Source organism: Thiohalocapsa sp. ML1 (assembly GCF_001469165.1).
In the GTDB taxonomy this organism is placed as follows: Bacteria; Pseudomonadota; Gammaproteobacteria; order Chromatiales; family Chromatiaceae; genus Thiohalocapsa.
On the sequence record NZ_JABX01000042.1, the window covers coordinates 1 to 17,756 of the forward strand.

Sequence of the window (17,756 nt, forward strand, 5' to 3'; positions counted from 1 at the left end):
GGGCGACTGCCCCTATCGCGCCGCCGGGCGGGCGATTGCGCTTGTGCCCTTGTGCCAGCCCGGGCGACGCCGACGCGGCATCGAGCCGCGACGGCGCCGAGCCGGCTGGAAAGCCGGCGGTCCCAGTCAGCCGCGACGGCACCGAGCCGGCTGGAAAGCCGGCGGTCCCAGTCAGCCGCGCGTCGGCGAGACGGCGGGGATTCCGGTCCCGATTTCAGGTCGGAAGGATGCACTAAGCCGCTGCTATTTGGTTCTAAAACCCGGGGATAGCCCAGATCCCGATCCCGATCCCGATCCCGATTCCGATTCCGATCCCGATCCTGATCCCGTCAATCACCCCAGCCGAGTCTGTGGTTGGGCTGGAAGTGCCAGACCCGGGTGATGTCCAGCACGTCCGTCTCCGTCTTGATGTCCGCCGGGAAGGGCGCGTAGGGCGCCGCCAGCTCGACGATGCGCACCGCCGCCTGATCCAGCACCGCATGCCCGGAGGAGCGCACCACCCGGATGCCCTCCAGGTTGCCGTCGGCCTTGAGGGCGACGTGCAGGATCAGGCTGCCGTAGAGCCCGCGCTCCTTGGCCTCCTGCGGATAGTTCAGGTTGCCGATGCGCTCCACCTTGCGCCGCCAGGCCTCCATGTAGGACGCGTAGCGGTACTCGCGGGTGTCGGTGCTGATGGCCTTGCGCCGCTCGCGGCTGGCGCGCTCCGCCGTGCGGGCGTTGATGCGGGCGCTGATGGCGGCGATCTCGTCGCCGCGGGTCGCGAAGATGTCCGTCGCGTCGGCCTGTGGCGCGCTCGCCGGCGGTGCGGCCGGCGCCGTGAGATCCGGCAGCTCGATGCCGCGGCCGCCCCCGGTCAGGATCTCGGCCATGGCCTCCGGGTCCGGGGTCAGCAGCAATGGGCGGCTGGCGGGGGCGAGCGGCGCTGTCTCGGCGCCCATCAGCTCCGGCCCCGTCTGCGGTGCTTTGTCGCTACCCAGGCCCGCTACGAGCGGCTCGGCGGGGTCCAACACCTGCTCGGGCGGCTCGGCGGCAGGCGTGTCGGCCACCTCCAGCGCGTCCACGGACGGCTCGGGCGTCTCGGCGTCGAGCGACGTGCCGGAGTCCAGCTCGGGCAGCGGCACCTGCGTTTCGCCGGCGCGGTCGGCCTGGGCGCGTGCCGCGTCCGCGCGCGGGGCGCGGGTCTCGCCGGCGGGCTGCTGGACGGTCATGACCTCGAAGGTGTGCACCGGCGGCGGCGGCGGCTCCGGCAGCTTGAAACCGATGCCGAGCAGCACCGTGGCGTGGACGGCCAGGGCCAGGGCTACCGCCACCGGCATCGGTGCGCGCAAGGCGCCGTGGGCCGGTCGCGCGATGCCCGGGGCAGAGTTCTGCATGCGGGCGTGACTCAGCGGGGGAGCCGCATCCTTGCTGGACGCCGGGGCGGACGCGGGCGTCCGCGGCGGAGACGGCGCGCCGTCCGGGGCATCAGGCACCGGGCTCCGGCGCGTCTGCCGGCACGAGGGGGGCGCTGATGGCGACATCGGCGTGCTGATCCATGAGCTCGATGCGGGCGGCCATGTCCGGCGTCATGTGCAGGGTGCCGGAGTCGTCGATGAGTAGGACATAACGCAGGCCGAGCCGCTTGGCGACCTCCTGCCACTGGTCCAGGCCGGCGATCATCAGCGCGGTCGCTGCCGCCTCGGCGACCGCGGCGGAGCCGTCGTGCAGCACGGTCACCGCCTGCAGGCCAGTGGCCGGGCGGCCGGTGCGCGGGTCGATGAGGGCGTGATACACCTGTCCGTCGTAGATGAAGTTGCGCTGGTGCTCGCCGCGGGTGAAGACTGTAGCGTCGCCCGCCACCTCAATGATGCCGAGCACGCCGCTGCCGCTGCCGCGGCGCACCGGCACGCGCCAGGGCCGTCCGGCGCGGTTGCCGATGGCGCGCACATCGCTGCCGCGATTGATCAGCGCGTGGCGGATGCCGCGGGCGCGCAGGTTGTCGATGGCGAGGTCCATCGCGTAGCCGAGCGCGATGCCGCTGAAGTCGAGCCGCACCGCCGGGTTGTCGCTTTGCAGCATGAAACCATCGAGGTACAGGTCTGCCATGCTCGGCGCGGCATCGACGAGCCTGGCGATGGCCCCGTCCGACGGCGGCGGGCGGCACTCCGGCTCCTCTACGTGGAAGCCCCAGAGCCGCATCAGATGGCCGATGGCTGGGTTGAACAGGTTCTGGCTCTGCAACGCCAGCGCCTGGCTCTGGCGCAGCAGCGGCAGCAGCGACGGCGGTGCCGCAAAGGGCTCGCCGGAGGGCAGCAGCTCGTTGACGCGCACCATCGGGCCGGGCTCCCAGGCGTGGGTCGCGTAGTCCAGAAACAGGAAATCCTGCTCCACCTCCGCCGCGGCCGCCTCCGCGTCTTCTTTGAGCTTGCCGACGATGCTGAGGTCCACCGCGGAATCGAAAGCGATGAACTGCATGGTGTAGACCGGCGTCTCGGCGCCGCGGCAGCCCGCGAGCAGCAGCGCGACCAGCAGCGCGAGCAGGGCCGGGGCGCGGCACCGGCCGCGGCAGGTGAGCTCAGCGCGCATCGAGCCGCTCCGCGATGCAGGTCATGAGGTCGCCAGCGATGTCGGTGCCGTAAGCGCGGTCGATCTCGCGGATGCAGGTGGGGCTGGTGATGTTGATCTCGGTGAGCCAGTCGCCGATGACGTCGAGCCCCGCGAACAGCACGCCGCGCCGGCGCAGCTCCGGGCCGACGCGGCCCGCAATCCAGCGCTCGCGCGCGGAGATGGGCGCGGGCTCGGCGCGGGCGCCGGCGGCCAGGTTGCCGCGGGCATCGTCCGGCGACGGGATGCGCGCCAGCACGTAGGGCGCGGGCTCCCCGTCCACCAGCAGCACGCGGCGGTCGCCCGCGCTGATCTCGGGGATGAAGCGCTGCGCCATGCAGAAGCGCCGGCCGTGGTCGGTCAGGGTCTCGATGATGACGCCGGTGTTTGGGTCGCCGGCGCGCACGCGAAAGATCGAACGCCCGCCCATGCCATCCAGCGGCTTCAGCACCGCATCGCCCCAAGTGGAGATGAGCTCGCGCAGCAGTGCCGCGCTGCGCGTCACGCTGAGCGGCGGCACGCAGTCCGGAAAGTGCGCGGCGAAGACCTTCTCGTTCGCGTCCCGCAGCGTGCGCGGGTCGTTGACCACCAGGCAGCCCGCCGCCGCGGCCAGCTCCAGCAGGTAGGTGCCGTAGACGTATTCCATATCGAAGGGCGGGTCCTTGCGCATCAGCACCGCATCGAGCGCGTGCAGCGGGCGCCGTTCGGGCTCCCCGAGGGTGAACCAGCCCGCTGGGTCGTCCTGCACGGCAAGCGGGCGCATCACGCCCTGCGCCATGCCGTCCAGCAGGCACAGGTCGCCCAGCTCCATGTAGAACAGGTCCCAGCCCCGCCGCGCTGCTGCCAGCAGCATCGCGAAGGTGCTGTCTTTTGCGATCTTGATGGACCCGATGGGGTCCATGACGACACCGATGTTTCGCTTCATGCGCGGAGTTTACCCCAAGCCGGGCAGCATTCAGCGGCCGCGCGCGGCTACCGGCCCGGGCGTGCTCGGCCCCGCTGCGGTGCGTCACCGAAGCGTTGCGGCCCGGCAAGCCGGCTGCTAATGTCCCGGCGTCGAGCCCAGGGGGTATCCCCCAGGCGCGCTCAGCGGAGGCCTTAGGAACCGTTCCAAAAACAACTGAAACACACTCATCTCCGCCACTCAGGTTGCGCCAGCCGTCCGTCGAAATCGAGATCGGGATCGAAAGCGAAATCGAAATCGAAGTTCCTCAAGCCACGTCGAAGATCGAACCCTTGTGTGGTGCGATCTCGCTCAGCAGCGATACCGATACCGATCCGCCAACCTTGGATTCCGCCGCAACGATGTACCGGTTATTCTCGAATCACTAAGGGAATCGCACCATTCCCGCTGCACCATTCCCGCTGCACCATTCCCGCCGCACATCCCCACCCGCATCATGCCTGCCGACAGCAGCGAAGCCGCGAGCCGCCTCATCGCCATCCTGCGCGACTTGGAACAGCGCGGCGGTGCCCGTGCCGAGGCGCTGCGGCGGGCCGATGCGCCGCAGGTCACCTGCCACGGGCTCCTGTTTCGGCTCGCCGACTACCGCCTGCTGACGCCCGTGGACCAGCTCCAGGGCGTCTGGCCGCTGTCGCGCGCGCTGACCACGGTGCCGGGCACCGCGCGCTGGTTGCTCGGTGTCGCCAGCAACCGCGGCGAGCTACTGCCGCTGTTCGACCTGCGCGGGCTCCTGCTCGCAGACTACGAGGGCCTGCAGCGCCGCGGCATGGCGCTGATCCTGCCCGGCGCCGAGCGGCCCTTCGGCGTCGTCGTGGATGCCGTCATCGGCCTGCGGCGGACCACCTGGCAGGCGCCGCCGCCGCTGCCGCCGGACTTGCCGCCGGACTTGGCCGCGCTGATCACGGGTATCAGCAACTGCGACGACGGCGCCGTCCACGTGGTGGATCTCGGCGCCGTGGAGCGGCTGCCTGCGTTCCTGGCCGGCGGGCTCGGCAGCGCCGGGCTGTGGCCGGCACCCGCCGCCGCGCCGGCCGTACCGGCCTGAGCCCGGGATGAGCGCCGGCCCTACCCCCCGCCTCGGCGTCGGGCCGCCGCAGCGCGCCGACGAGGGCAAGCCCGACCGTCTGGCCCGAGTCATCACACTGGTGCTTATGGGCGCGCTGGCCCTGGCGCTGTTGCTCGTGCTGCTCAGCATCGTCGATCACGGCTACCGCGGCGAGAACAGCGAGCGCTACCTGCGCCTGGTGTCCGAGGAGCAACTGCGCGCCCGCCAATTGTCCGACGCCGCCGCCGCCGCGGTGCAGGGCGGCGCGGACGCCTTTCCGCAGCTTGCGGAGCAGCAGACGCAGCTCGAGCGGCTGCATGACGAGATGGTCGCGCTACGCAGCAGCGTCCTCGGCCGTGGGCTGGACGCGGATCGGGGCGACTTGGCCGAGCGCGCGGATGCCGCCCGGCGCAAGCTGCGCGAGGATGCCGAAGTGGTCCAGTCCGCGCGCGAGGTGCTGCTCGGCTTCCATGCCCTCGCCGCGGAGACAGAAAAGAGCCTGTGCCAGCTCGCCACCGAGTCCCAGCGCGTCGCCGAGCTCCTGGTGGCCGCCGGTGCGCGCTCCCGCGTCGTTCTCGACGCCGGCCTGCAGGTGGCGCGCGTGCGCCAGATGAAGGCCGCGCTGCGCGAGGTGCAGCATGGCGGCAACGGCGCCGCCGCCGTGGCACAGGGCACCGCGGCGGCGGACGAGTTCGAGGTGGCGCTCGACGCGCTGCGAGCGCTGCCGCCGCCGGCCGCGAACAGCGCCGCTGCCACCGCCCTCGCCGCCGCGCTCGCAGACACCTGGACACTCTACAAGGCCATGCGCGCGTCGGCAGACCAACTGGTGGCGTCGCTGACCCGGGTCGAGCCCGCGGTGGCGGCGGCAGCGGCCACCGCCGAGGACGCGCGCCGCCTGGAGGGCGCGCTGGACGGCATCATCATGGGGCTGCGCGGCGAATCCGGATGGGCCTCGCTCTTGGGACTCAAGTCCGGGTCCGAGTCGGCCGTGCTGTTCGGCGCCCTCGCCGTGGTTTGCCTGGGCCTGCTCGGGCTGCAACAGTTGCTGCAGTCGCGCCGGCGGGCGCGGGCGTCGCAGGCGCTGAACCTCGCCAACCGTGAGGCCATTGAGCGGCTGCTGGAGGAAATGAGCGGGCTCGCCGACGGCGACCTCACCGTCGAGGCCCAGGTGACCTCCGACGTCACCGGCGCCATCGCCGACACCGTCAACTACGTGGTCACGGCGCTGCGCGGCCTCGTCGCCACCATCAACGACACCTCCGCCCGCGTCAACGACTCCGCCCAGCGCACCCGCGGCATCGCCAAGCAGCTCGCCGAGGGCAGCGATGCCCAAGCGCGGCAGATCGAGCAGGCCAGCGGGGCCATCAGCTCCATGGCCAGCGCCATCGACAGCATCGCCCGCGATGCCGCCGAGTCCGCCGCCGTCGCCAACCGCTCCGTCGATGTCGCCGGCCGCGGCGCCCAGGCGGTGCGCGACACCATCGCCGGCATGCACGAGATCCGCGGGCGCATCCAGGAGACCTCCAAGCGCATTCGGCGCTTGGGCGACAGCTCCCAGGAGATCGGCGAGATGGTCGAGCTCATCGACGACATCGCCGACCAGACCAACATCCTCGCCCTGAACGCCGCCATGCAGGCCGCCATGGCCGGCGAGGCGGGCCGCGGCTTCGCCGTCGTCGCCGACGAGGTGCAGCGCCTCGCCGAGCGCTCCGGCAGCGCCACCAAGCAGATCGACGCCATCGTGCGCACCATCCGCCGCGACACCGTCGAGGCCGTGCGCTCCATGGAGGCCAGCATGACCGGCGTGGACAGCGGCGCCATGGTGGCCGAGCACGCCGGCAACGCGCTCAAGGAGATCGAAAAGGTCTCCAACTACATCGCCGACCTCACCCGCCGCATCGCCGACTCCGCCGGCCACGAATCCCGCGAGGCCGCCAAGGTCAACGAGACCGTCAAGTCCATCCAGCGCATCACGCAAGAGAACACCCGCGGCACCCGCGCCACCGCCGAGGCCGTCGACGCCCTCGCCGCCCTCGCCGTCGAGCTCCGCCACTCCGTTGCGGGGTTCAAGCTGCCGGGGGGGAGACGGGGGGAGTGAAGGCGTCGCAGTGACGGTACGATGCGCCGCGTGGCCATCCGCAAGCGTCCAAGCGCCATCCGCAAACCGCCGATGTTCAAGCTCATCACCCGGGGCCGGGGCCTTCGCTGGCCGCGTCACTGCATCGCTCTGCGCCGAGGGGCTGGCCCGCGACGAGGCGACAACGACGCCAAGACGCCGGTCACCCCGCTTGCGTGGTCGCCGTCCTGGCTGCGCCGCGCTTGGGGTGCCGCGCCCGACTTCCCCGAGCGCGAGGAACAGCCTCCGCTGTGCGCGAGCGCGCCGACGGATGCGGGTTCGTCGCGGGACGCCTAGCTAAGGTCCTAGGTCTGAGCGCGCCCCGCTCGCGCGACTCGCGCCAAAACATCAACCGGGAAAAGGTACCTCCCTTGTCCGCGATCGACGACCTCATTGCACAGATCCACGAGCCCAGGCTGCGCGAGCAGCTCAAGCGCGAATGGGCCGAGGCGCAGAAGACCAAGAAGTTTGGCCTGGTGTTCCATCGGCACCTGCCGGAGTTGGTGCCGATCCCGAAGGCGAAGCCGCGCCGCGGCGACCTGGTGGCGAGAAAGGGCGGCTCGTTGACCGATCTCTGGCGGGTGCGGCGCGTGATTGGCGGGATGGCCCATTGCGTGCGGCCAGAGGGCACCCCAGGCGCCGGCGAGCCTTGGGACCTGGAGCTGGATGAGCTGGTTGTGGTTCGCCGGTTCGGTGAGCCGATCTTTCCTGCATTGATCCCGATGGATCAGGTTCAGAACGGGCCGGCCGACGCCCCCTGGCACTGCCTGATCGAGGCGGACAACTTCCACGCCCTGCAACTGCTGGGCTATCTCTACGCCGGCAAGGTCGACTGCATCTACATCGACCCGCCCTACAACACCGGCGCCCGCGACTGGAAGTACAACAACGACTACGTCGATGCCAACGACACCTGGCGGCACTCGAAGTGGCTGTCGTTTATGGAGAAGCGGTTGCAGTTGGCGAAGCGGCTTCTTCGCCCTGATGACTCAGTTCTGCTCATCACCATAGACGACAATGAGCTGTGCAGTTTGGGGCTTCTGCTGGATGAACTATTCCCCGGCTGCGAGCGGCAGGTCGTCAGCATCACGATCAGTCCACGCGGAAAAAGCCGTGAAGGACGCTTTTCCCAAGTGGACGAGTATCTTTTGGTTCTCTACTTCGGAGCAGCCGGTGTAGCCAGGCTTGGCGGCGATGGTGACGACAGGGAGGTTAGATGGAGATACCTACGTCGAAATGACATCGAATCAGCGCGGCCCACGAGACCTAACCAGTTCTATCCTATCTATGTCGATCCTTCGCAATTGAAGATCGTTGGAATTGGCAAGCCACTACGACCCGATGAGTCACTTAGCGCAGCCCCGCGTCTCCGGGACACGATAACGGTGTTTCCGGTACGCGAGGACGGAGTTCATATGAATTGGGGGATCACCGGGCCGAGCCTCCAACGGGCGTTGGAGAATGGCTATGTCCGCGTGACGGCAGGTTCGCACCCAAACCAACCCTTCACCTTCGCCTATCTCACGGCACCGAATATCAAGAAGGTCGAAAATGGCACCTACGAGATCGTAGGAGATCGGCCTGATGGTTCCAAGATTGTCGTGATTCCCGGCGGACGGCGGGCGCTTCCGACCACGGTTTGGCGGGAAGCCAGACACGATGCAGGTGCTTACGGAACCGGCTTGATTAGAACCATGCTGCCGGGTCGTAAGTTCCCTTTCCCAAAGTCGCTTTATACCGTGGAAGATTCGCTGCGCTTGTTCGTGGAGGATAAGCCAAATGCAATTGTCGTAGATTTCTTTGCCGGCTCAGGTACAACCCTCCATGCACTGATGCGATTGAACGCGTTGAACGAGGGTGGTAGGCAATGCATCCTGGTCACCAACAACGAGGTGTCCGGAGAAGAAGCTGATAGCCTGCGCTCTCGCGGTCTTCTTCCTGGTGATGAAGACTGGGATCAACAGGGTATTTGTCGGTCAGTAACCTGGCCGCGGGCAAAGTTTTCCATTCTCGGGCGTACCGACGCTGGGGCAGCGTTGCCCGGCGAGTATTTCGGAGGAAGAACCGTTAAGAAAGAGAAGTCGCGGAAAGTCGTCCAGATTGGCTTCGTCGACCCCGGCGCACTCAACCGGCCGGCGAAGAAGCAGCTCCTAGCCCTGATAGATGGCCTGCCGCAAACCCTGGTCACGGACCCCTGTCCCTTCATCGTCTCCGAGGACCACAAGGCCAGCGTGCTGTTCGACGAGAGTGCGGCCGAGGACTGGCTCGCGGCGCTGGACGGCCAGAGCCACATCACCGATCTCTACATCGTCACCCCCGACAAGAAGCGCTTCGATATCCTGAAGGCCGAGGTTCACGAGCTGCTCGGCCCCATCCTCGTGCCGGAGGAGGAAAAGTGCCCGCTGGCCGACGGCTTCCCGGCGAACTTGGCCTATTTCAAGCTGGACTTCCTCGATAAGGACCGGGTCGCGTTGAAGCGGGCCTTCCGCGAGATCCTGCCGCTCCTGTGGCTCAAGGCCGGGGCCATCGGGCCGCGGCCGGAGCTGCCGAGGGGCGAGGAGCCGGCCTTCTTCGCCCCGCCGGCCAATCCCTTCGCCGTGCTGCTCGACGAGGGCCGGCTCAAGGCCCTGTTGGCGGCGCTCGATGATCGCCCGGGGCTTAGGTGTCTCTTCATCGTCACGGACTCCGAGGACGCCTTCAAGGATCTGTCGGCGGAGGCCATGGCCGCGTTGCGGGCCGGCAGCCCAGATCTGGAGACGATTCAGCTCTACCGGGACTATCTTGAGAACTTCGTCATCAACATTGGAGAGGTTGGATGAAGTTCACCCAATACTTTCTCTACACCCGGACGCGACCTGACCGGGCAGCCATCAAGATGGAGTGGATCGAGGCGGTTGATCGCCGGCCCCTGGCCACTCAGGTCCAGCAGGACGGACGGATTCGCAAGTGGGGCTACGTGGAAGACGTCGGCAAGTATCTGCGGATCGTTTTGCTGGCCGATGGCGCGACCTTGCACAATGCCTTCTTTGACCGCAATTTTCAGGAGCCAAGCGATGAAGATTAAATATTTCGAGGATACCGACACGGCGCACATGGAGTTTTCCGATCATGACGTGGTGGAAACCCGCGAGATCAACGAGAACCTCTCGATCGATCTGGACGCCCAGGGCAATGTGGTGAACATGACCATCGAGCATGCGTCGATCCAGGCCGACATGCGGGAGCTGGCGTTCTCTCGGATTGCCGCCGAGGGATAGAGCGATCATGAAGGCCGAGCTGTTCGATTTCCAGGAAGCGGCTGTCGCCGAGCTTCGCAAGGCCGTGCTGGCGGCGCGCGAACAGGCGTCCAGCCGTGATCCGCGCGCCATCTCGTTCTCCGCGCCGACGGGGAGCGGCAAGACGGTGATAATGGCCGCGCTATTCGAGGACATCCTGTTCGGCGCCGTCGGCCTGCCGGCGCAGCCGGATGCCGCGATCCTGTGGATCTCGGACATGCCCGAGTTGAATGAGCAGACCCTGCGCCGGGTCAATCAGGTGTCGGATCGGATCGGTATGGGGCGCTTGGTCAGCATCGACGCGGGCTTCGATCGGGAGCGGCTTGAGCCGGGGGTTATTCACTTCATCAATGTGCAGAAGCTCGGGCAGGACAAGCGCCTGACTCGTCAGGGGGACGGGCGCACCTGGCCGATCTGGGAGACATTCTCGAACACGGCCAGGGCGATTCCGGACCGCTTCTACGTCGTCATCGACGAGGCACACCGGGGCATGACCGGCGCCAAACAGGCCAAGGAGGCGCGGACGCTGATTCAGCGCTTTCTGCTCGGCCACCCCGAGTCCGGCTTGGTCCGGATGCCGCTGGTGATCGGCGTGTCGGCGACACCGAAGCGGTTCAACGACCTGCTCAACCATGAGAAGGCGGCGAAGACCGTCCACAAGGTGCCGGTGCCGGTTGACGACGTGCGCGCATCGGGGTTGCTGAAAGACCGTATCCCGATTCATCACCCCGCGGCGGCTACGCCTGCCGAGATGTCGCTGCTGGAGGAGGCGGCACGGGCCTGGGTGCGCATGAGTCAGGCATGGGATGCCTATTGCGCCGCCGAGCAGGAGCCGCGGGTGTGGCCGGTGCTGGTGGTGCAGGTGGAGAACGGGACCGAGCAGCAGGTCTCGCGGACCGACCTCAAGGTGGCGCTCGACGTGATCGAGAAGGCCATCGACCGGCCGTTGCACGAGGGCGAGGCGGTGCACGCGCTGCACGATTGCGGCGAGTTGCAACTTGGCGGGCGCACGCTGCGCCGGGTCGATGCCTCGCGCATCGACGAGGACAAAGGCATCGGCGTGGTCTTCTTTAAGACCAGCCTCTCCACCGGCTGGGACTGCCCGCGGGCGGAGGTGATGATGTCCTTCCGCCGGGCCGAGGATCACACCTACATCGCCCAGCTCCTGGGCCGCATGATCCGCACCCCGCTCGCGCGGCGCATCGAGCGCGACGCGGCGCTGAACGACGTGCATCTTTTTCTGCCGTACTTCGATGCGGACGCGGTCAAGACTGTGGTGGAGGACCTGAAGGACGTGGAGAACGCGCCACCCGCGGAGACGGGCTCCAGCCGCGAGCTGGTGATCTTGAAGCGCCGGGCCGATGCCGCCGAGATCTTCGCGGCGATGGTCGGGCTGGTCACGTATCGGGTCGATGCGGCCCGCGCGCAGAGCCATTTGCGGCGTTATATCAAGCTCGCGCGACGGCTCAACCTGGATGACATCGAGCCCGCGGCCTGGGCCGCGGCGACGGCGCAGGTAGTGGATTGGCTCGGCACGGAGTTGGCCGGACTCCAAGCGAGCGGCACCCTCGACAAGCTGTTGCGGGAGATGACGTGGGTCAAGATCTCGACCACGACGGTCGGGACCGGCGGTGATGAGAACGGGGATTACGTGACGCCGGTGCGCGAGTACGAGATCGAGGCATCGGAGGCCGACATCGAGCGCCAGTTCGACGAGGCGGGCCAGCGGTTGGGCGAAGGGCTGCATAAGGCGTACTGGACGGCCAATGCCGATCGCGATGCGCTGGACGTGAAGGCCGAGGCGATCGTGCTGGCCCGCAGCCACGCGGTCATGGCGCGGCTGGAGGCCAAGGCCGAGGCGGCGTTCAACGCCCTCTACGACAAGCACAAGCACGCTACGGCCAAACTTAAGGAGAAGGAGCGTATCCGCTACGAGCGCCTGCGGCTGGCGACGGCAAAGCCGGTGGAGGTCGAATGGCGCTTGCCGGAGCGGATCGAGTTTCGGCGCACCGAGAAGGCCCCGGCTTATGAGCGCCACCTCTACTTGGAGGAGGACGGTCGCTTCCGGGCCGATCTCGGAACCTGGGAGCGGGAGTTGCTCGCCGAGGAGCTGGCCGACCCGGGTGTGGTCGGCTGGCTGCGTAACCTGGACCGCAAGCCCTGGTCCCTGGAGATTCCGTATCCGACCGCGGGTGCCGAGCGGCCGATGTTTCCGGACTTGCTCATCGTGCGCAAGGTGGACGCGGACGGCAGTACCGACTACCAGTTCGACATCCTGGAGCCCCACGACCCGAGTCTGGCGGACAACTTCGAGAAGGCCGTGGGTCTCGCCCGCTTTGCCGAGCGCCACGGGCACCTGTTCCATCGCATCCAGCTCATCCGCAAACTGCCCTCGAAGGCCGGCGGCGAGCGCTTCTTCCGGCTGGAGTTGAATAGCGAGGCAGCGCGCAAGCAGGTGCTGCCGGTGACGTCCAATGCTCAGGTCGATGCGGTGTTCAAGCAGCTCGCCGTGTAACTCGGGGCTTAGGCGATGAAGTTCAGCTCCGACAGCGAAACCGCTGCGCTCTGCATCCGCCTGCTGCCGGGCTCGTCCCCGGCTACGCTCCGCCGGGGACGAGCCCGCGGCCGAGCCGGGGCAGCGCCAGGGCGCTGCATTTGAAGCAACCAGCGCAGCTTAAACTCGGGAGAAAACTGTCCTGGACATGGGGTCCACTTCACGCGCAATCTGCGTGGCTTCGAGCACATTGCACTGCGTTGCCCCGGCTTGAAACCGATGACACCCGAATCACTGCTCAGAGAGGTGCGCAAATGACCGCCGTCACCCTGAATCTGCCGGAGGAGAAACTCAGGCGCCTGGAGGTCGTTGCCCGTGCCCGCGGCACCAGCGTCGCCCAGCTCTTCGACGAGATGTCGAGCCTGCTCATCGCCGAGGACGACGCCGAGACGCGGTTTCGGCTGCGCGCACAGCGGGGAGCGGGCAAAGAGGCGCGCGGCTTGGAGCTGCTGGATAAGGCCGCGGGTGGGCCACCGTGCGCTGCGAACCCGGAGCAGGCCGGCTGATCCCTCGGGGCATGGGGCGATGCGCCGCTCACCCGCATGACCCGCCAAACACATCAACCGGGATACAGGTACCTCCCTTGGCCGCGATCGACGACCTCATTCCGGACGACGCGGCCCTGCCCGCGGAGGCACAGCTCAAGCAGGTCCTGATCGAGCAGGCCCTCGAACCCCTGCTCGCCGAGGTAGCGGACAGCCGTCGCCGGGAGACGGACACCGTCCGCCGGCATCTCACGATCAGTCTCAAGGCGCTGATCAACCGCGAGAACCTCAAGTACGCGGACCTGCACCTGCGCGTCGAGGCCGGCAAGATCAACCTGCGCCCGGCCCTCAAGCGCAGCGAGGACCGGCTCGAAGAGCTGAACCACCGGCTCGAAACCCGCCTGGCGGATCTCGACAAGGAGCGCCACTGCACCATCGCCGACATCCAGCACCACGGGTGGGCCTGGGTATTGCTGCACCCTGAGCGCAAGTCACCGGGCATCGCCCCGATGGTGCGGGATGACGAGATCGAGCGCCGTGCCGGCGAGGCGGTGATCGCCCACGAAAACGCCCGCGGCTGGGTGGTGGAAAGCGTCGAGAAGGACAACCGCGGGTTCGACCTGATCTCCCGCCGTCCGCATCCGGAAGACCCCGCCACGGCCATCGAGGTGCGCTTCATCGAGGTGAAGGGGGCGCGCCGCGGTGGGCGAGATCGCGTTGACCAGCAACGAGTACAAGACCGCCGAGCGCCTGAAGAAGGATTATTGGCTCTACGCCGTCTTCAACTGTGCCGCCGACCCGAAGGTCCACCTGGTGCAGGAGCCCGCCCGGCTCGGGTGGGAACCAGTCGTCATGGTCGAGCACTATCATGTGGGTGCTGAGGAGATCCTCGCGGCCGAACGCCGGAGTCTCGGCTGACCTGATCTCTAGGAAACCAGCAGCTAACGAACCGAAGAGATTGCAATGACCCAACTGACTCTAGAGATGCCCGATGAGGTTTTCGCCTCGTTGCACAAAGACCCGGCGGAGTTTACCCGCGAGCTGCGGGTTGCCGCAGCGGTCAAGTGGTATGAGCTCGAGCGTGTTTCTCAGGGTAGGGCCGCGGAGATCGCCGGGCTGACACGTGCCGAATTCATTACCGCACTCGGGCAGTATCGGGTGAGCCCGTTCCAATACTCGGCTGAAGAAGTGCTCGCGGAGCTGGCCAATGCCGACTGATCGGGTGGTCATCAACGCTTCACCCATCATTACGTTGTTTCGCTCGCGCCTTCATCCCTTGTTGCCGCAATTGTTCCGCGAGCTGCTGGTTCCCGACTCGGTCTGAAACGAGGTTGTCAGCAGGACCCATGACGACCCGGCAGCACGAGGGCTTCCGACGGCATCTTGGGCGCGGCGGACGCCAGACATCATCGAGCCGCAAGTCCAATTGTGGGGATTGGGCGCGGGCGAAACCGCCGTTCTCTCTTTGGTCATGGGCAATCCTGGCTATACAGCAGTAGTGGATGACCGGGCGGCCAGGCGATGCGCGCATGTCTTGAGGATACCCGTGATCGGAACCGCTGGGGTCGTCGTGCTCGCTAAGCGCAGGGGATTCATCGGCTCGGTAGAGGAAGCATTGAATCAGTTGCAAGGGAGCAGGGCTTTGGCTATCGGAAAGATTGGTAGAAACGCTGGTTGACGAATGTGACCGAGCACGCTGAGTGAATTTCGGAGCTAAGAGCATACAGATGAAGATTGTCGTCGATGACGAATTGATCAGCGAGGCCCTGCGGGTCACCGGTATCGAGAGCTCGGAGGCCCTTGTACCAACCGCGGTCGAAGAGCTGATCGCTGGTCGACGCGGAGATGCGTTGACCAACGCCTGCGGGCGCTTCCCTGGGAGGGTGATCTGGACGCGATGATGACGGATCGATGATGCTCGTGGATTCCACGGTCTGGACCGACCGATACTTTCGGGTCTTCCGCGTCATCTACAACGAGTCCGTCGATCCGGTGGCCATCGCGACCGCCTACTTCGACGACGAGGTCAAAGACCGATGAAGCTCGAATTCGACCCCGCGGCGGACGCCGCCTATTTTGAGATCTCCCCGGCCGAGGTGGAGACGACCAAGGAAATCGAGCCCGGGATCATCGCCGACTATGAGGCCAAGGGGCATCCGGTCGGGATCGAGATCCTGTCGGTGAGCAAACGTGCCCGGCCTCAATCCCTGGAGCAGGTGGCGTAGATTCGCATTCACCAAGCCGACTCTCCCCGCACACGTCACCTGCGAGCCGAAACTTGAGCCCTACTTACCCCAAGCGTCTCATCGAGGTCGATCTGCCGATCAAGTATCTGGAGCAGGTCTGGGCCGGCGTCGCCAAGGAGGCCCTGTCGCTGGTCTTCTCGGGGGCCGATACCGCGGCCTTCGAGCCGGATGCGCGGCTCACCGCCATGTGGCTTTGGACCTTGAACGCCGGGGCGCCCTCACCCCCGGCCCCTCTCCCGGAGGGCGAGGGGAGCGAGGAGGAGGACGAGGACTCTGGAGGCAAGACCAACCCGAAGAGCGGCTTCACCCTGGAGTACGACGCGGCCCGCAAGATCGCCCAGGGCCTGGGCGCCCACCTGGAGGAGCTGTCGGATCTGGTCGAGATCAAGGGCGATCAGGCCCGGTTGCTCCCCGTCGCGGAACGCACCAAGCACCTGTTCGGTAAAGAGGAGGCGCAGGCACCGACGCGCGGACGCGGCAAGAAGAAGCCGGTCCAGGGGGATCTGTTCGCCGACCTCAAGGAGGCCGAGGCGGAGGCCGGATGGGGTGTGACCGGCGCACCGAAATCTGGCGAGACCGTGCTGGACCGCATCCACCAGGGCATGATCCTGTTCGCCGCCGGCCGCGGCGAGGCCCTCAAGCGCTTCCTGGTCGAGCAGGGCGCCGGCCGCGATCAGCGCTTCTGGTCCCTCGCCCAGGCCCTCTCCGCCCTTTACCCTTCCAGCACCGATGAGAAGCGCTGGGTCGATGGCGTCCTGGCGCGGAAGAAATCCTTTGGCTTCTAGGAGGTGCAACCCATGGCCACCTTGACGATCGACATACCCGACAGCGTGTTTCCTGCCCTCCACGTTGCACCGGACGAGCTGGCAAGAAACATGAGGATCGAGGCAGCCGTGCAGTGGTATGCCCAGCAGCGCGTGTCCCAGGAGAAGGCAGCGGAGATTGCGGGTATCTCCCGTGCCGAGCTGATCGACGAGCTGGCGCGCCGGCGTATTCCGGTGATTCAGGTGACCTTCGATGAGTTGATGGAGGAAGTGCATCGTGACGGTTGATGCCTGGGTCATCAACGCCTCGCCGCTGATACTCTACTCGCGCATCGGTCGATTGGACCTGATCGAGGGACTCGCCCCCGCGGTTGCGGTACCCGAATCGGTTATTGAGGAGGTTCGAGCGGGAATGCACAAGGATGAAACAGCGATCCAGGCGATTGATTGGGCGACGCGATTCCGGGTCCCTGATGTTGTGTTACCGGCCAGCGTTGAGCGCTGGAACCTCGGGTCTGGCGAATCGCAGGTGATCTCCTACTGTCTCCAGGGCGCGCGCTGGGCGGTTCTGGACGACCAGATGGCTCGGCGGTGCGTTTGCTCCCTCGGTTTGCTGATGATCGGCTCGTTGGGAATCGCGTTGCGGGCCAAAGAGCGGGGACTGATCGAAGCGGCGCGGCCAATCGTCGAGCGATTGGTGGCCGAAGGGATGTTTGCGAATATCGATCTAATCGATCGTTCGCTCGCCGCTGTTGGCGAGGCTGGAGGGCAGCATCGTGAGCCAGGATAGCGTGCTGGATCGCAGCATGTCAGATTCACAGGTCTGCGGTGGCTCGCCTTGTATTCGCGGGATGCGCATTCGCGTGGGCGACGTGCTGGACATGGTCGCGGCAGGTGTTACGCGCGCGGAGATATTGCCTTGATGGACGAGCTGATGAACTACAGCAGCCGCAGCCGCAAGAGCGGGCTGTCCGCGCAGCTCTATGACTTCCTGCACAACCTGTCGGAGACGGCGCGCGGCCAACCCGGCGTCGTGCTGGTGGTCTCCATCCCGGCCTCTGAGCTGGAGATGACCGCGGAAGACCAGTCGGATTACGACCGCTTCAAGAAGATGCTGGACCGGCTCGGCAAGCCGGTGGTGATGTCCGCCGAGGCGGAGACCTCCGAGATCATCCGCCGTCGGCTCTTCGAGTGGGACCTGCGGGCGGTGTCGCAGGACGGGCGGGTCCTGCTGAGCAAGGATGCGCTTGCCGCTTGCAACGAGCACGCGGACTGGCTGCTGGAGCATCGGCAACTGATTCCCGCCTGGTTCCCGGTGGATGACGCGCGCAAGCAGTTCGCGGACACCTACCCGTTCCATCCTGTGGTGCTCTCTGTGTTCGAGCGCAAGTGGCAAACGCTGCCCCGCTTCCAGCAGACCCGTGGCGTGCCGCGGTTGCTCGCCCAGTGGGTGTCGAACGCCTACCAGCAAGGCTACCGCGGTGCGCACCGGGATGGGCTCATCGGTACCGCCCCACTTGATGATCCGCTGCTCCGCCGATCCGCTGTTCCGCCGTACAGTGTTCGAGCAGCTTGGCGAGGATCGCCTGGAAGGTGCCATAAAGCACCAGCTCGCGCAGAGCCTCAAGAAATCGGAACGAGACCTGCGCGAGGCCGTTTGGCGCACCTACAAGAACATCGGGCTCCTGGGGCGCGACAACGCGATCCGCACCATTGATCTGGGC

General features: G+C 66.8%; 20 protein-coding genes and 1 pseudogene. 18 read left to right on the forward strand and 3 right to left on the reverse strand.

Features of this window, described 5'->3' with window-relative positions; translation table 11 throughout:
- Positions 1-329 precede the first annotated feature (329 nt).
- The 3 genes from ML01_RS29130 to gshB form a co-directional block, all read right to left on the reverse strand.
- Positions 330-1,373 (reverse strand): energy transducer TonB, encoded by a 1,044-nt coding sequence (locus tag ML01_RS29130; RefSeq protein WP_058557346.1) that lies wholly within the window; start codon positions 1,371-1,373, stop codon positions 330-332.
- A gap of 91 nt (positions 1,374-1,464) precedes the next feature.
- Entirely contained in the window at positions 1,465-2,565 is a 1,101-nt protein-coding gene (locus tag ML01_RS20980) for an FAD:protein FMN transferase (RefSeq protein WP_058557347.1), read from the reverse strand.
- A complete protein-coding gene (gene gshB / locus ML01_RS20985) occupies positions 2,555-3,508 on the reverse strand; it encodes a glutathione synthase (protein ID WP_058557348.1) in 954 nt (317 codons plus the stop codon). Before gshB ends, ML01_RS20980 begins: the two co-directional genes overlap by 11 nt.
- Positions 3,509-3,983: 475 nt before the next feature.
- On the opposite strand from gshB, the gene ML01_RS20995 reads away from it, so the two are divergent.
- The 18 genes and pseudogenes from ML01_RS20995 to ML01_RS21065 all read left to right on the forward strand — a co-directional run bounded on the left by ML01_RS20995 (position 3,984) and on the right by ML01_RS21065 (position 17,749).
- Complete coding sequence (locus ML01_RS20995) at positions 3,984-4,592, forward strand: chemotaxis protein CheW (RefSeq protein ID WP_058557350.1); 609 nt, start codon at positions 3,984-3,986, stop codon at positions 4,590-4,592.
- A 7-nt stretch (positions 4,593-4,599) separates the two neighbouring features.
- Positions 4,600-6,690 carry a methyl-accepting chemotaxis protein gene (locus tag ML01_RS21000; RefSeq protein WP_058557351.1) on the forward strand — a complete coding sequence of 697 codons (2,091 nt, stop codon included), beginning with the start codon at positions 4,600-4,602 and terminating at the stop codon, positions 6,688-6,690.
- Positions 6,691-7,079: 389 nt separating this feature from the next.
- Complete coding sequence (locus ML01_RS21005) at positions 7,080-9,527, forward strand: site-specific DNA-methyltransferase (protein ID WP_058557352.1); 2,448 nt, start codon at positions 7,080-7,082, stop codon at positions 9,525-9,527.
- The gene (locus tag ML01_RS21010) at positions 9,524-9,772 is read left to right on the forward strand and encodes a hypothetical protein (protein ID WP_058557353.1); all 249 of its coding nucleotides are present in this window, start codon (positions 9,524-9,526) and stop codon (positions 9,770-9,772) included. Before ML01_RS21005 ends, ML01_RS21010 begins: the two co-directional genes overlap by 4 nt.
- Positions 9,762-9,965: a DUF2283 domain-containing protein gene (locus ML01_RS21015; protein WP_058557354.1), complete on the forward strand. Its 204-nt coding sequence runs from the start codon at positions 9,762-9,764 to the stop codon at positions 9,963-9,965. Before ML01_RS21010 ends, ML01_RS21015 begins: the two co-directional genes overlap by 11 nt.
- A gap of 7 nt (positions 9,966-9,972) precedes the next feature.
- Positions 9,973-12,498, forward strand: coding sequence for a DEAD/DEAH box helicase (locus ML01_RS21020; protein ID WP_058557355.1), 2,526 nt, complete (start codon positions 9,973-9,975; stop codon positions 12,496-12,498).
- Between the two features lie 314 nt (positions 12,499-12,812).
- A complete protein-coding gene (locus tag ML01_RS21025) occupies positions 12,813-13,043 on the forward strand; it encodes a hypothetical protein (protein WP_082674507.1) in 231 nt (76 codons plus the stop codon).
- 488 nt (positions 13,044-13,531) lie between these two features.
- A pseudogene (locus tag ML01_RS31465) lies at positions 13,532-13,940 on the forward strand (DUF3883 domain-containing protein).
- Positions 13,941-13,985: 45 nt separating this feature from the next.
- Positions 13,986-14,240: a UPF0175 family protein gene (locus tag ML01_RS21040; RefSeq protein WP_058557359.1), complete on the forward strand. Its 255-nt coding sequence runs from the start codon at positions 13,986-13,988 to the stop codon at positions 14,238-14,240.
- 253 nt (positions 14,241-14,493) lie between these two features.
- Complete coding sequence (locus ML01_RS31470) at positions 14,494-14,700, forward strand: DUF3368 domain-containing protein (RefSeq protein ID WP_371258230.1); 207 nt, start codon at positions 14,494-14,496, stop codon at positions 14,698-14,700.
- Positions 14,701-14,749: 49 nt separating this feature from the next.
- A complete protein-coding gene (locus ML01_RS27725) occupies positions 14,750-14,923 on the forward strand; it encodes a type II toxin-antitoxin system VapB family antitoxin (protein ID WP_082674504.1) in 174 nt (57 codons plus the stop codon).
- Between the two features lie 10 nt (positions 14,924-14,933).
- Complete coding sequence (locus ML01_RS31095) at positions 14,934-15,062, forward strand: hypothetical protein (RefSeq protein ID WP_256363664.1); 129 nt, start codon at positions 14,934-14,936, stop codon at positions 15,060-15,062.
- Positions 15,059-15,247 carry a DUF2283 domain-containing protein gene (locus tag ML01_RS21045; protein ID WP_058557360.1) on the forward strand — a complete coding sequence of 63 codons (189 nt, stop codon included), beginning with the start codon at positions 15,059-15,061 and terminating at the stop codon, positions 15,245-15,247. The genes ML01_RS31095 and ML01_RS21045 overlap by 4 nt, the downstream gene beginning before the upstream one ends.
- A gap of 53 nt (positions 15,248-15,300) precedes the next feature.
- Positions 15,301-16,053, forward strand: a complete 753-nt coding sequence (locus tag ML01_RS21050) for a hypothetical protein (protein WP_058557361.1) — start codon at positions 15,301-15,303, stop codon at positions 16,051-16,053.
- A 12-nt stretch (positions 16,054-16,065) separates the two neighbouring features.
- A complete protein-coding gene (locus tag ML01_RS21055; RefSeq protein ID WP_058557362.1) occupies positions 16,066-16,320 on the forward strand; it encodes a UPF0175 family protein in 255 nt (84 codons plus the stop codon).
- A complete protein-coding gene (locus ML01_RS21060) occupies positions 16,310-16,822 on the forward strand; it encodes a DUF3368 domain-containing protein (RefSeq protein WP_058557363.1) in 513 nt (170 codons plus the stop codon). Before ML01_RS21055 ends, ML01_RS21060 begins: the two co-directional genes overlap by 11 nt.
- Before the next feature lie 61 nt (positions 16,823-16,883).
- Positions 16,884-16,955 carry a DUF433 domain-containing protein gene (locus tag ML01_RS31475; RefSeq protein ID WP_254045345.1) on the forward strand — a complete coding sequence of 24 codons (72 nt, stop codon included), beginning with the start codon at positions 16,884-16,886 and terminating at the stop codon, positions 16,953-16,955.
- Positions 16,955-17,749, forward strand: a complete 795-nt coding sequence (locus tag ML01_RS21065) for a DUF499 domain-containing protein (protein ID WP_058557364.1) — start codon at positions 16,955-16,957, stop codon at positions 17,747-17,749. Before ML01_RS31475 ends, ML01_RS21065 begins: the two co-directional genes overlap by 1 nt.
- The last annotated feature ends 7 nt before the right edge of the window (positions 17,750-17,756 follow it).

Bases quoted from the DNA above. Each gene is read 5' to 3' on its own strand.
- ML01_RS29130 (WP_058557346.1), bottom strand. From the start codon at position 1,373: ATGCAGAACTCTGCCCCGGGCATCGCGCGACCGGCCCACGGCGCCTTG.
- ML01_RS20980 (WP_058557347.1), bottom strand. From the start codon at position 2,565: ATGCGCGCTGAGCTCACCTGCCGCGGCCGGTGCCGCGCCCCGGCCCTG.
- gshB (WP_058557348.1), bottom strand. From the start codon at position 3,508: ATGAAGCGAAACATCGGTGTCGTCATGGACCCCATCGGGTCCATCAAG.
- ML01_RS20995 (WP_058557350.1), top strand. From the start codon at position 3,984: ATGCCTGCCGACAGCAGCGAAGCCGCGAGCCGCCTCATCGCCATCCTG.
- ML01_RS21000 (WP_058557351.1), top strand. From the start codon at position 4,600: ATGAGCGCCGGCCCTACCCCCCGCCTCGGCGTCGGGCCGCCGCAGCGC.
- ML01_RS21010 (WP_058557353.1), top strand. From the start codon at position 9,524: ATGAAGTTCACCCAATACTTTCTCTACACCCGGACGCGACCTGACCGG.
- ML01_RS21015 (WP_058557354.1), top strand. From the start codon at position 9,762: ATGAAGATTAAATATTTCGAGGATACCGACACGGCGCACATGGAGTTT.
- ML01_RS21020 (WP_058557355.1), top strand. From the start codon at position 9,973: ATGAAGGCCGAGCTGTTCGATTTCCAGGAAGCGGCTGTCGCCGAGCTT.
- ML01_RS21040 (WP_058557359.1), top strand. From the start codon at position 13,986: ATGACCCAACTGACTCTAGAGATGCCCGATGAGGTTTTCGCCTCGTTG.
- ML01_RS31470 (WP_371258230.1), top strand. From the start codon at position 14,494: ATGGGCAATCCTGGCTATACAGCAGTAGTGGATGACCGGGCGGCCAGG.
- ML01_RS27725 (WP_082674504.1), top strand. From the start codon at position 14,750: ATGAAGATTGTCGTCGATGACGAATTGATCAGCGAGGCCCTGCGGGTC.
- ML01_RS31095 (WP_256363664.1), top strand. From the start codon at position 14,934: ATGATGCTCGTGGATTCCACGGTCTGGACCGACCGATACTTTCGGGTC.
- ML01_RS21045 (WP_058557360.1), top strand. From the start codon at position 15,059: ATGAAGCTCGAATTCGACCCCGCGGCGGACGCCGCCTATTTTGAGATC.
- ML01_RS21055 (WP_058557362.1), top strand. From the start codon at position 16,066: ATGGCCACCTTGACGATCGACATACCCGACAGCGTGTTTCCTGCCCTC.
- ML01_RS21065 (WP_058557364.1), top strand. From the start codon at position 16,955: ATGGACGAGCTGATGAACTACAGCAGCCGCAGCCGCAAGAGCGGGCTG.